Consider the following 12,714-nt stretch of genomic DNA (forward strand, 5'->3'; position numbering starts at 1 on the left):
ACGCTGGACGTCCGGAGTTGCAGCCTGCATAACCCTTGTGTTGAATGAGCAGCCGGATCACGACGAATGAGAAAACCCGCCGCGCAAGATCTGAAACCCCGGCACGAATTGCAGGCCGCGCGCAATCGTGGTGTTGGATATCTTGGTCTGGCGTTTCTGTTCAGCATCTTCGTGAACCTGCTGATGCTGACCGGCCCGCTTTTCATGTTGCAGGTCTATGACCGGGTGCTGGGCTCGCGCTCCGAAGAGACGCTGGCCGCGTTGTCGATACTTGTGGCCTTGCTTTACGGGCTGATGGGGATACTGGACTATGCCCGTGGCCGGATCGTTGCGCGCTTTGGGGCCCGGTTTCAGTCGCAACTGGACGAGAGGGTGTTTGACGCCACCCTGCGGCAGGCCTTGCATCCGGCGGCACGTTCGGCACCGGCCATGGCGCTTCAGGACCTGCAGTCGATCCAGACGCTTTGTGCCTCGCCGGTTCTGCTAGCGGTTATGGATATTCCGTGGACCCCGCTGTTTCTGGCCGGAATCTTTATTTTTCACCCCATGCTCGGCTGGTTGGCGACTGCCGGGGGCGTCATTCTGATAGTGGTGGCGCTCACCAATCAGGCGTTGACCCGCAAGAAGGTTGAGCAGGCGCAGAAGTCGGCGGCAAAGGCCGGAGCATTCTCGGAACAGGCGCGTCAGGCGTCCGAGGTCATCCGCGCCCAGGGCATGGGCGGCGATGTCTCGGCCCGTTGGCTGAGGCAGCGGCAGGCCGCGTTGGTGCAGAGTATCTCGGCCAGCGACTGGACCGGCAGCTTTACCGCGATGACCAAATCGCTACGGCTGTTCCTGCAATCGGCGATGTTGGCTGTCGGGGCATATTTTGTTCTGCGCAACGAGATGACCGCGGGGGCCATGATTGCGGGTTCGATCCTGTTGGGCCGCGCATTGGCGCCCATCGAGCAATCCATCGGACAATGGCCGATGATCCAGCGCGCCCGCTCTGCCTGGACGTCACTGAACCGCTTTCTAGATGCGATCCCGCCCGAAGAGGCCCGAACAGCGCTGCCCGTTCCCAAGGCCGCGTTTGAGGCCAAGGGTCTGACGGTCGTGCCGCCGGGCGCAAAGGGGCCAACGCTGCGCAATGTCAGCTTTCGCATGGCACCGGGCGAGGCCATTGGCGTGATCGGCAAGAGCGGATCTGGCAAAACCACGCTCGCCAAGGCGCTGCTGGGACTCTGGCCTCCGGCGGCCGGAGAGATCCGCCTGGATGGCGCCACGCTGGATCAGTACGGGAGCGAGGATCTGGGCCGCCACATCGGGTACCTGCCGCAGCAGGTGACTCTCTTCAATGGAACGGTGGCCGAGAACATCGCGCGCTTGTCCCTGCAGCCCGACCCCGAGGCGGTAATTGCAGCGGCCAAGAAGGCCAATGCGCATGAGCTGATCCTTGGATTGCAGGATGGCTACGACACTGTGCTTGAGGGCAATGAAAGCCAGCTGTCAGGCGGGCAGAAGCAGCGGGTTGCTTTGGCCCGGGCGCTTTATGGCGATCCGGTGCTGCTGATTCTGGACGAGCCGAACTCGGCGCTGGATTCCGAAGGCAGCGAGGCGCTGAATGCGGCGGTGCGAGAGTTCAAGACGCAAGGCAAATCGGTGCTGATCATGACCCACAGGCCCACTGCGATCTCGGAATGCGATCAGTTGATGGTGATCGAGAAGGGTCAGGTCGCCAAATTCGGCCCCCGGGAAGAAGTGCTGAGCGCCATGGTGCAGAATGCAAGCGCGATCCGCCGCAGCATCGGAACGGCAGGTGGCGCATGACCGGGCAGACACCAGATTCCAACCGCGCCGCGTGGCGCATCACGATTCCGGCCCTTGTCGGCCTTGTGGCGTTGGGCGTTCTGATCGGCGGTCTGGGCTTTTGGAGTGTGCGCACCAAGTTGGCGGGGGCAATCATCTCATCCGGCGTGATCGAAGTGCAGAGCAACCGGCAGGTGGTGCAGCATCCCGAAGGCGGTGTCGTCGGCGAGATATATGTGCGGGATGGTGATGCGGTTGAAGCAGGTGAGTTGCTGGTGCGCCTCGACGACACATTCATTGCGTCGGAACTGGCGATCGTCGAGGGGCAGCTGAACGAGTTGCTCGCGCGCAAGGTGCGGCTTGAGGCCGAGCGCGATGGGGCTGAAGAACTGACGCCGACCGAAGAACTGGCCGAGATGATGCGCGAAAGCGCGGAGGTGGCGTCGCTGTTCGAAGGCCAAAAGCGTTTGTTCATCGCCCGCAACGACACGCTGGCCCGCGAGACCGAGCAACTGCGCGAACAGATTGCCCAGACCGGCAGTCAGATCGACGGAACCCAGGCTCAGTTGCAGGCGTTGCGTGAGCAGGCGATGCTGATCGCCGAGGAACTAACGGACCAGCAATCGCTGCTGGAAAAGGGGTTGGCTCAGGCTAGCCGCGTGACCGCATTGCAGCGCGAAGAGGCTGGACTCAAGGGCGATATCGGGCGGCTTGAGGCCGACACGGCCCGTCTGAAGGGGCAGATTGCAGCCGCCGAGATTGAGATCCTGCGTCTTGGCAGCGCGCGGCGTGAAGAGGCGATCACTACCCTGCGCGACCTGCAATTCCGCGAGATCGAACTGGCCGAACGCCGCCTGACCCTGCGCGAGCGGCTGATGCGTCTCGACATCCGGGCTCCGGTGACCGGCGTGATCTACGGCAGCCAGATCTTTGCCCTGCAATCGGTGGTCGAGCCGGCGCAGCCGATGATGTATGTCGTGCCCAGAGACACACCGCTACTGATCGCGGCGCGTGTAGAGGCGATCCATGTGGATCAACTCTATGTCGGCCAGCCCGCGACCCTGCGATTCCCGGCCTTTGACCAACGCGAGACGCCCGAGATTGCAGGGCAGGTGATCAATATCTCGGCGGACGTCTTTACCGACGATGCCACCGGGATCAGTTTCTACCGGGCCGAGCTTTTGCCTGGCGAGGATCAGGTGGCCCGATTGGGCGATCAGGTCCTGCTGCCCGGCATGCCGGTCGAAGCGCTTATCAAGACCGACGAACGCACACCGCTTTCCTATCTGACCAAACCGCTCACCGACTATTTCACGAAAGCGTTCCGAGGGTGAGTGATCACAGCGTATCCAGCGATACCTTGACCCGGTCCATGACGATCGAGGTCTTGAAGCGGCTGATATTGGATTCGTCAAAGAAATAAGCCTGCGTGAAGGCCTCGTATTCCTGGATGTCCTGCATGGACAGGATCAGGATGAAATCCGCTTCGCCGGTGGTGTAATAGCATTGCTGCACCGCCGGGGCGTCCCGCATCTTGCGCTTGAAGGCGTCCAGATGGGCCCGGCTTTCCCGTTCCAGAATGACCTCGACGATCACGGTCATCTCGCGCCCCAGCTTGGCGGGAGACAAAACCGCGATCTCACGCTCGATCACCCCGTTTTCACGCAGGCGCTTTAGCCGCTTCTGAACGGCGGGCGCGGATAGTCCGACATCCTGACTGATCGCCTCGGCGGTCAGGCGGGCATCATTCTGAACCAGGCGGAGTATGGCGAGATCCTTGTCATCCATGATCTGAAAAAAGTCGGGAATTCGGCAAATCGCAACAGATTTCGTACCAAGGGAGTGAAAAACGATGCCAACCCTCTTGTCCGGCTGTTTATGCTCGAGGGAATGGAGGGCAACCCATGACAGGCTTTCATGCGCGTTTGACGAGCGTCAGGCAGCATCTACACCAGCATCCAGAGCTGGGGCTTCAGGAGGACCGGACCCGCACCTATGTTGCCGAGTATTTGAAGGATCTGGGGCTTGAGGTGCATGAGGGCGTGGGCGTCGTCGGCATCCTGCGCGCCGGGCCCGGCAACCGTGCCATCGGGCTGCGGGCTGATATGGATGCGCTACCGATCAACGAGCAAAGCCGCCACGACTACGTGTCGCGAAACGAGGGCGTCATGCACGCTTGCGGTCATGACGGCCATATGGCGATGCTGCTTGGGGCCGCTGAGCTGTTGGCTGAGGACCCGAGCTTTGACGGTACTGTCGTTTTTCTGTTCCAACCCGACGAAGAACATGGGTCCGGCGCCAAGGCGATGATCGCGGAAGGGGTGTTGGAGCGGTTTCCGGTGGAGGAAGTCTACGCGATCCACAACCTGCCCGGCGCGCCGGTTGGGCAGGTTTCGACCCGCAAGGGGCTGATTTGCAGCAGCGAAAGTCTGTTCGAGATTTCCATTCAAGGTCAGGGAGGCCATGCCTCGATGCCACAGGTCGGAGTGGACGCGATCACCGTAGGGGCCGAGATGGTGCAGGCGCTGCAAACCATCGTCTCGCGCAAGCTGGCACCCGGTGCGGGAGCAGTGGTTTCGGTGACCGAGTTCGTGACCGACGGTCAGCGCAACGTGCTGCCTGGGCAGGCGGTGCTCAAAGGCGATGTGCGGGCGCGGTCGCCGGAGGACCGTGTGGCCATTGCCGGGTTCATGCGACAGATTGCCCAAGGGGTTGCCGCGGCGCATGATGCAACGGTGGAAGTGGACTTCAACACCGGCTTTGTCGAAACTCTCAATGCGGAAGGGCCAACCGAGGCCGTGGTGCGGGTGGCCCATGCCATGGGGTTTGAAACTCTGGCGGACCGCCCCCCAATGAGCTTTTCCGAAGACTTCGCGCAGTTCAGTGTCGCGGTTCCCGGCTGTTTCCTGTTGCTGGGCAATGGAGAAGAGGGGCCGAATGGCCAGCCTCTGCATTCGAACGATTATGATTTCAACGATGCGCTGCTGCCGATTGGCGCGCGCTTTTGGGCGGAACTGGTCCGTGACCGGCTGCCCGCAACGCGGAAAGACTGACCCATGATGAACACCTTCAAAGCCGCCCGACTGGGCCATGTGGCTGCAACGCGCGCGACCGGAGATGCCGCTTTCCGCGTGCTGTCGGAACAGGATTTTTTCCGCGCGTGGGACGAAATCACCGCCTGGGAGGGTTATACTCCGACGCCGCTGGTGTCCCTTCCCGGGCTGGCGCAGGAGATCGGGGTCGGGGCCATCCATTACAAGCACGAAGGGCCGCGCTTTGGGCTGGGCAGCTTCAAGGCGCTTGGCGGCGCATATGCCGCACTGCGGATGCTGCAGCGGGAACTGGCCCGGCAGACTGGGGAAGATGTGACCTTGGCGGATATCCGGGCGGGTAAGCATCGCGAGGCCTGCGGGGCGATCACGCTGGTTTCGGCAACAGACGGCAACCATGGGCGCTCGCTCGCCTGGGGTTGTCAGCGGTTCGGGGCGCCTTGCCGGATTTACATCCATGCAGAGGTCAGCGAAGGTCGGGCGGCGGTGATGCGTGCGCTTGGAGCCGAGGTGATCCGTATCGACGGCGACTACGACGCCTCGGTGGCGCTGGCCCGCGATGAGGCCGATGCTAACGGTTGGTTTGTGGTCTCTGACACCTCGTGGCCCGGCTATTCCGAGCCGCCGCGCGATGTGATGGCGGGCTATGGTGTGATGACGCGCGAGGCCTGCGAGGCGTTGCAAGAGGCGCCCACCCATGTGTTGCTGCAGAGCGGTGTTGGTGGCCTTGCTGCCTCGGTCGCGGCGTTGCTGCGACAGTATTGGGGCGAACAGGCCCCCCGCGTCATCGTGGTCGAGCCGGAACTGGCCGCCTGCCTTTTCGAAAGTGCGCGGGCGGGTGCGCCAAAAGCGGTGCAGATCGAGGAAGAGACGGTGATGGCCGGTTTGTCCTGCGGTGAGCCGTCCGGGATGGCGTGGGAGATACTGGCGGAAGAGACCTCGGATTTCGTGACCATCCCCGATGACATCGTGGCACCGGCAATGCGGTTGCTTGCGCGTCCGGGCTTTGGCGATCCGGTTGTTGAAGCGGGCGAAAGTGGCGTGGCGGGGTTGGCCGCCTTGATCGCTACCCGACAGGACCGGGCGCTTTCACGGGCGCTTGGACTGGATGCCGGGTCACGGATTTTGCTGATCGGCTCCGAAGGGGTCACGGACCCTGAGATTTTCAAGGAGATCATGGCCGAGACAGCCGATGCCTGAGCAACCGAAGCTAAGCCGTTCACCCATCATCTCGCATGCACGGACGCCCGAGATGGATGGTGGCAGGCATTACCGGGCCAGCTTGGGCTTTATCCTGATGTCCACCGATCTGGCGTTCGAAGATGACGCGTTTGCGATGGTGCCCAAGGGCGTAGGTGTGCACATCACCCGGCTCGAGACCGAGGATTACACGACCACCGAAACGCTCCGGCGGCATCTCGATCACATGGCCGAGGCCGCGTCCCGGCTGCAGCCCGATGCGCGGCCGGACGTGATCAGCTATAGCTGCACCAGCGGGTCGATCGTGAACGGTGAGGAGCGGGTTTTTGCGGAAATTCGCAAGGGCGCGCCCTGGGCGCAGCCGATGTGTCTGGTGACCGGCGTGGTGGATGCGTTGCGCGTGGTTGGTGCCAAACGGATCGTGGTCGGCACGCCGTATCTGGACGAAATCAACACCGCCGAGGCCGATTTTCTGGCGCAAAAAGGGTTCGATGTTCTGGACATTCAGGGCCTGAACCTGACCACCGGTCTGGAATTCGGGCGCGTCACGCCCGCCTATTGGAAACAGTTTGCGCTTGAGATCGATCGGCCCGAGGCCGATGCCATCTTTCTGTCCTGCAGCGGTATCCGGGCATTGGATGTGGTCGAGGAAATTGAGCAGACTGCCAGCAAGCCGGTGATCATCAGCAATCAGGCGCAGGTCTGGAGTTGTCTGCGCCGCGCGGGCATTGCGGACCGGATCGAGGGTTTTGGGCGGCTTTTCTCGATCCCTGACTTGACCGGCGGATAGGCGGACCTACTCGGTCTGCGTCTCTTCGGCCAGCAGGCGCTCTGCCACGGCAGTGGCGTCATCGAGGTGGCGGTTTACTGCGGCACGCGCGGCCTCGGGGTCGCCCGACACAATAGACTCGCAAATCGTTTTCATGTGGTCCGGGCCCGGCTGGTCGCGGTCAGACGAGGACAGAGTCATCATCCGCAGCCGGCTGATCCGCCCGTTCAGCCGCTGCACGATTTCCCAGGCGATGGCGTGACCCGCGCCCTCGAATATCGTGCCGTAAAATCCGGAGGTGGCCTTGAACAACGCTCCGGGGGTTTTGCGGGTGAAACCCCGCTTTAGTTCGTCCAACGCCTTTTGCAGACGTTTGGCCAGGTCCGGCGTCATTCGTTCGGCACAGTTCATTGCGGCTGAGGTCTCGAGCATCCGGCGGATGTCGTAGATCTGGCGCGCATCGTCCCAGCTCATACGCGCGACGATGGGGCCGCGGCCGGGGAGGATTTCGACCAGCCCCTCGGCCTCGAGATAGCGGATAGTCTCGCGGATGACGGTGCGGCTGACGCCGAGTTGCTCACACAGGGGGCGCTCAACCAGCCGCTCGCCGGGTTTGAAATGGCCCTCGATGATCGCTTCGCGCATCCGGTCCTGCACCAGATCGCGCAAGGTCGCAGGAGGTTGTTGGATTCTTGTCAGCGGCGGTGTGGTCATGATCCCGGGGATATCAGTGCACCTGCGTTCGGGCAAGTCGGGATTGACATATAGTATGATGGTATACCATATTACTTGACGAAGAATCGCTGGTCGAAAAAGGTGTTCGATGCCCGCCGAAATCCGCAAGACGCTGTTGCATGTCGAAACCACCCTGATCGAAGGGGGCAAGGCCGCGCCGGTGCCGCTGAAGATGATTGCCGCCGTCGCGGTGATCCGGAACCCATGGGCCGGGCGTGGTTTTGTCGAGGATCTGAAGCCCGAAATCCACGATTGTGCGCCGGGGTTGGGGGAACTGCTTACAGGCATGATTCTTGACGCAGCTGGTGGTGGCGACAAGGTCGAAGGTTACGGAAAATCCGCGATTGTGGGGGTGAATGGCGAGGTCGAGCATGCATCGGGCCTGATCCACACCCTGCGCTTCGGCAATCACTACCGCGAGGCGGTGGGGGCGAAATCCTATCTAGCCTTCTGCAACACGCGCGGTCCCGCGAACGCGCCGCTGCTGATCCCGCTGATGGACAAGAACGATGGCGGACGTCGAAGCCATTACCTGACAATCCAGTTTTCCGTCGCCGATGCTCCGGGTCCGGACGAGATCGTTGTGGCGCTTGGCGCGTCCATCGGAGGCCGCCCGCATCACCGGATCGGAGACCGGTATCAGGACCTCAAGGAACTGGGCCATGATGTCGACAACCCTGCAGCTGTCTGATCCGTTCGGTACCGTTGCCTACCGAGAGGTCGGGCAGGGGGAACCGCTGATCCTGATCCACGGGGTCGGGATGCAATCCGCCGCCTGGGAGCCACAGATCGAAGTCCAGTCCCGGACCCATCGGGTGATCGCGCTGGACATGCCCGGGCATGGTGGCAGCGATCAACTGCCGGATGGGGCGGAGTTGCCAGACTACGTGGCTTGGCTGCACTCCGCTGTTGAGGGGCTGAAATTGCGATCGGTCAATCTGGCCGGGCATTCCATGGGCGCGTTGATCTCGGGCGGGTATACTGTGATGCATCCCGAAAAGGTGACCCGCGTGGCGCTGCTCAACGGTGTCTACTGCCGCACGGCGCAGGCCCGCGCGGCGGTTGAGGCGCGCGCGGCCGAGATCCGCGAGGGCGCGTTCGATCTGGACACACCGCTCAACCGCTGGTTTGGCGACAGCCCCACTGACCGGGCAGCCCGGCAGCAGGTCTCTGCATGGCTGTCCGCTGTCGATCCGGCGGGTTATGCTGCGGCTTATTCCGCCTTTGCCAAGGGGGATGCGACCTATGCCGATGGGTTTGCCGATATCGCCTGCCCGCTTCTGGCGCTGACCGGTGAGGATGACCCGAACTCGACCCCGGAGATGGCGCGAGCGATGGCGGAGACGGCCCGGAATGGCCGGACGGTCGTGCTGCAAGGGCACCGCCACATGGTCAACCTGACCGACCCGCAGGCGGTCAACGCGGCGCTCAGAGACTGGCTGCAAACCCCGGCAACCCGAAAGGAGACGGCATGAGCGATTTCGACCCTCGCGCCCTGCGCAACGCGTTCGGTACCTTCATGACCGGTGTGACCGTGGTAACGACCCATGACGCGCAGGGCAATCCGCTGGGCTTTACCGCCAACTCGTTTACCTCGGTGTCGCTGGACCCGCCGCTGGTGCTGGTATGCCTGGCCAATACCTCACGCAACTATGACGCCTTTGCCGGGGCAACAGGTTTTGCCATCAACATCCTCTCCGAAGGGCAAAAGGATGTCTCGAACACCTTCGCCCGCCCGGTCGAAGACCGGTTCGCTGCGGTGGATTGGCGCTGTGGCCCGCATGGCTCGCCCCTGTTCGATGGCGTCTCGGCTTGGTTTGACTGTTCGATGTTCAACACGGTCCAGGCGGGCGATCACCTGATCCTGATCGGCAAGGTCGAGGCCTTTAACACCTCCACCGCCCCCGGGCTGGGCTACGCCCGGGGCGCCTACGTGACCCCGGCCGCCGAGGCCGAGGCTTTGAGCCAGAGCGCCAACTTGGTGGTCTCAGCGCTCATCGAGCATGAGGGCCGGGTATTGTTGATGGATGACGGGCAGGGCGGGCTGACTCTGCCGGAAACCCGTGTGGGCAAGGATGGCGCCTCGGCGGCGTTGTCCCGGCTGATCGCCGACAGCGGCGTTACAGCCCAGCCGGGGTTCATTTACTCCGTTTACGAAGATGAAGCGCGCGAAAACCAGCACATCTCGTTCCTGTGTCAGGCCGCCGAGGGCACGCCCTTGCGCGGGGTCTTCACCGAGCTGTCCGAGACCACGCTGATGGACATAGCCGATCCGGCCATGTGCACCATGCTGGAGCGGTTCTCGGCCGAGGCAAGCATGGGAAATTTCGGGGTGTATTACGGCAATCAGATCAGCGGCGAGGTCCGCCCGATCGTTTCTGGGAGCGAGCAGAAACCATGAAATTTTCCCTCTTTGCGCATATGGAGCGGATCTCTCCGGACGAGGATCAGAAGCAGCTTTATGACGAGTTTGTCGAGCTGTGCAAAATCGCCGACCGGGGCGGGATGCATGCGGTCTGGACCGGTGAGCATCACGGCATGAACTTCACTATCGCGCCGAACCCGTTTCTGAACCTGGTGGATCTGGCCCGGCAGACCGAGAATGTGCGTCTGGGCACCGGCACTGTTGTGGCGCCGTTCTGGCATCCGATCCGGCTGGCAGGAGAAGCGGCGATGACCGATATCCTTACCGACGGCCGTCTGGATCTGGGCATCGCGCGGGGAGCTTATTCGTTTGAATACCAGCGCATGATGCCGGGGATGGATGCGTGGGAGGCCGGGCAGCGGATGCGGGAACTGGTGCCTGCGGTTCAGGGGCTGTGGAAGGGTGATTACGCCCATGAGGGCGAGTTCCATCAGTTCCCGAAAACCACCTCGGCCCCACAACCGGTGCAGCAGGATGGCCCGCCGATCTGGATCGCGGCGCGTGACCCGAACAGCCACGAATTCGCGGTATCGAACGGCTGCCATGTGCAGGTCACGCCGCTGTGGAAAGGGGATGAGGAAATCGCCGATCTCATGAGTAAGTTCAACGCCGCGTGCGAGAAATTTCCGGGCGTCCCCCGCCCGAAGATCATGCTATTGCAGCACACTTACGTGGCCAGCGACGCCGAGGACGTGAAACGCGGCGCGGAGGAGTTGAACCGCTTCTATTGCTATTTCGGCGCCTGGTTCATGAACAAGCGCGATATCAATCAGGGCCTGATCGCCCCGCTCACCGACGATGAAATCGCCGCCCATCCGTTCTATTCTCCGCAGGCGATGGAGCGCGATCTGGTGATCGGTGAGCCGGAGGCAGTGATTGCGCGGCTCAAGGGGTATGAAGAGCTGGGTTACGATGAGTATTCGTTCTGGATCGATTCCAGCATGAGTTTCGAGCGCAAGAAAGCCTCGCTTGAGCGGTTCATCAGCGATGTGATGCCGGCCTTTCAATAGGGACAGACGATGCAACAGTTCCAGCAATATATCGACGGCGCGTTTTCGGATGGGGCGGCACAGTTCGAAAGCCTCGATCCGGCCACCGGCAAGCCCTGGGCGCTGATGCCCGAGGCGCGGGCCGGGGATGTGAGCCGGGCGGTTGAGGCGGCAGAGCGTGCGTTCCACGCGCCCGAATGGGCGGGTATGACTGCATCGCAGCGCGGCAAGCTGCTGTTGCGCTTGGCCGATCTAGTCGCTGAGAACGCCTCTCGTCTGGCCGAGTTGGAAACCCGCGACACCGGAAAGATTATCCGCGAGACCAGCGCTCAGATCGCCTATGTGGCCGAGTATTACCGTTACTACGCAGGGCTGGCCGACAAGATCGAGGGCGCGCATCTGCCCATCGACAAGCCCGATATGGAGGTCTGGTTGCGGCGTGAGCCCATCGGGGTCGTGGCCGCTGTCGTGCCATGGAACTCGCAGCTGTTCCTGTCGGCGGTCAAGATTGGTCCGGCACTGGCGGCGGGGTGCACGGTGGTGCTGAAGGCCAGCGAGGACGGGCCTGCGCCGATGCTGGAATTTGCCCGCATCTTCGATCAGGTCGGATTCCCGCCGGGGGTGCTCAACGTCATCACCGGGTTCGGACCCGAATGCGGTTCGGTCCTGACCAGCCATCCCAAGGTGGCGCATGTGGCCTTTACCGGTGGCCCTGCGACCGCGCGGCATATCGTACGGAACTCGGCCGAGAACCTGGCCTCGACCTCGTTGGAACTGGGCGGCAAGTCTCCCTTCATCGTGTTTGAGGATGCCGATCTGGACAGCGCGGTAAACGCGCAGGTCTCAGGCATTTTCGCGGCCACCGGGCAAAGCTGCGTGGCCGGGTCGCGGCTGGTGGTGCAGAATACGATCAAGGAGGAATTTCTATCCCGCCTAAAGGTCAAGGCCGAGAACGTGGTGATCGGCGCGCCGCAGGATATGGCCACCGAGGTAGGCCCGCTCTGCACCCGACGCCAGCGCGAGAATGCGCTGAGCCTGATCGACGCTTCGATCGCACAGGGCGCCCGCCTCATCACCGGCGGCACGGCATTGGACCGCGACGGGTTCTATTTTCCGCCAACCATCATCGACTGCTCCGGCGCGGCGGACGCGCCTTGCGTTACCAATGAGTTCTTCGGTCCCGTCCTGTCAGTGCTCGGCTTCGACACCGAGGCTGAGGCGCTCGAGATCGCCAACAATACTGAATTCGGCCTGGCCTCGGGCCTCTTCACCCGCGACCTGACCCGCGCGCATCGCATGATCCGGGGTATCCGTTCGGGCATCGTCTGGGTCAACACCTATCGCGCCGTCAGCCCCATTGTGCCCTTCGGCGGCCACGGCTTGTCTGGCCATGGGCGCGAGGGCGGGCTGCAGGCGGCGCTGGACTATACCAAGGTCAAGGCGGTGTGGCTGCGCACCAGCGATGATCCTATCCCCGATCCGTTCGTCATGCGCTGACCGAAACGCGCTCCTAACAGGCAAATCTGATGGCTGAAAGCAAAAGGGACTGACACCCCAATGCCAGTCCCTTTCTGAGTGAGTGGTTCGGCTACGCCGGACCGGGAGAATTCTTGATTTGAACTTACCATCTGTGGCGATCATGGAAATTAGGGGATTCCCGTAGTTTTGAGATTATTTTGATTTTTTCTGGATAAATCGGGGGTTAAGCCTGTACCAAATTGCCGAAAAGCGTAAAGGGCCGGTCAATTGACCGGCCCT

At 62.4% G+C, this 12,714-nt stretch carries 12 protein-coding genes; 10 read left to right on the top strand and 2 right to left on the bottom strand.

Features of this window, described 5'->3' with window-relative positions:
- The first annotated feature begins 66 nt into the window (after positions 1–66).
- Together AB3N21_RS05240 and AB3N21_RS05245 are read left to right on the top strand one after the other, a co-directional pair.
- Positions 67–1,809 (top strand): type I secretion system permease/ATPase, encoded by a 1,743-nt coding sequence (locus tag AB3N21_RS05240; protein ID WP_367934218.1) that lies wholly within the window; start codon positions 67–69, stop codon positions 1,807–1,809.
- Positions 1,806–3,122 carry an HlyD family type I secretion periplasmic adaptor subunit gene (locus AB3N21_RS05245; RefSeq protein WP_367934219.1) on the top strand — a complete coding sequence of 439 codons (1,317 nt, stop codon included), beginning with the start codon at positions 1,806–1,808 and terminating at the stop codon, positions 3,120–3,122. Before AB3N21_RS05240 ends, AB3N21_RS05245 begins: the two co-directional genes overlap by 4 nt.
- A 4-nt stretch (positions 3,123–3,126) precedes the next feature.
- Here AB3N21_RS05245 and AB3N21_RS05250 read toward each other — a convergent pair whose 3' ends face one another.
- On the bottom strand, positions 3,127–3,576 hold the full coding sequence (locus AB3N21_RS05250; protein WP_367934220.1) for an Lrp/AsnC family transcriptional regulator: 450 nt from the start codon (positions 3,574–3,576) through the stop codon (positions 3,127–3,129).
- A gap of 116 nt (positions 3,577–3,692) precedes the next feature.
- On the opposite strand from AB3N21_RS05250, the gene AB3N21_RS05255 reads away from it, so the two are divergent.
- From AB3N21_RS05255 to AB3N21_RS05265, 3 genes are read left to right on the top strand one after another with little or no spacing between them, the layout of a single operon-like run.
- The gene (locus tag AB3N21_RS05255) at positions 3,693–4,841 is read left to right on the top strand and encodes an amidohydrolase (RefSeq protein WP_367934221.1); all 1,149 of its coding nucleotides are present in this window, start codon (positions 3,693–3,695) and stop codon (positions 4,839–4,841) included.
- 3 nt (positions 4,842–4,844) lie between these two features.
- Positions 4,845–6,038, top strand: coding sequence for a diaminopropionate ammonia-lyase (locus AB3N21_RS05260; protein ID WP_367934222.1), 1,194 nt, complete (start codon positions 4,845–4,847; stop codon positions 6,036–6,038).
- On the top strand, positions 6,031–6,828 hold the full coding sequence (locus AB3N21_RS05265) for an arylmalonate decarboxylase (RefSeq protein WP_367934223.1): 798 nt from the start codon (positions 6,031–6,033) through the stop codon (positions 6,826–6,828). The genes AB3N21_RS05260 and AB3N21_RS05265 overlap by 8 nt, the downstream gene beginning before the upstream one ends.
- Positions 6,829–6,834: 6 nt before the next feature.
- Here AB3N21_RS05265 and AB3N21_RS05270 read toward each other — a convergent pair whose 3' ends face one another.
- Complete coding sequence (locus AB3N21_RS05270) at positions 6,835–7,521, bottom strand: GntR family transcriptional regulator (protein ID WP_367934224.1); 687 nt, start codon at positions 7,519–7,521, stop codon at positions 6,835–6,837.
- Between the two features lie 109 nt (positions 7,522–7,630).
- Between AB3N21_RS05270 and AB3N21_RS05275 the strand changes: the two genes are divergently transcribed.
- From AB3N21_RS05275 to AB3N21_RS05295, 5 genes are read left to right on the top strand one after another with little or no spacing between them, the layout of a single operon-like run.
- Entirely contained in the window at positions 7,631–8,233 is a 603-nt protein-coding gene (locus AB3N21_RS05275; RefSeq protein ID WP_367934225.1) for an amino acid synthesis family protein, read from the top strand.
- Positions 8,205–9,017 (top strand): alpha/beta fold hydrolase, encoded by an 813-nt coding sequence (locus tag AB3N21_RS05280; protein ID WP_367934226.1) that lies wholly within the window; start codon positions 8,205–8,207, stop codon positions 9,015–9,017. The genes AB3N21_RS05275 and AB3N21_RS05280 overlap by 29 nt, the downstream gene beginning before the upstream one ends.
- Positions 9,014–9,943 (top strand): flavin reductase, encoded by a 930-nt coding sequence (locus AB3N21_RS05285; RefSeq protein ID WP_367934227.1) that lies wholly within the window; start codon positions 9,014–9,016, stop codon positions 9,941–9,943. The genes AB3N21_RS05280 and AB3N21_RS05285 overlap by 4 nt, the downstream gene beginning before the upstream one ends.
- The gene (locus AB3N21_RS05290) at positions 9,940–10,977 is read left to right on the top strand and encodes an LLM class flavin-dependent oxidoreductase (RefSeq protein WP_367934228.1); all 1,038 of its coding nucleotides are present in this window, start codon (positions 9,940–9,942) and stop codon (positions 10,975–10,977) included. The genes AB3N21_RS05285 and AB3N21_RS05290 overlap by 4 nt, the downstream gene beginning before the upstream one ends.
- Before the next feature lie 9 nt (positions 10,978–10,986).
- A complete protein-coding gene (locus tag AB3N21_RS05295; protein WP_367934229.1) occupies positions 10,987–12,453 on the top strand; it encodes an aldehyde dehydrogenase in 1,467 nt (488 codons plus the stop codon).
- The last annotated feature ends 261 nt before the right edge of the window (positions 12,454–12,714 follow it).

It is taken from the genome of Ruegeria sp. (assembly GCF_040830605.1).
GTDB lineage: Bacteria > Pseudomonadota > Alphaproteobacteria > Rhodobacterales > Rhodobacteraceae > Ruegeria.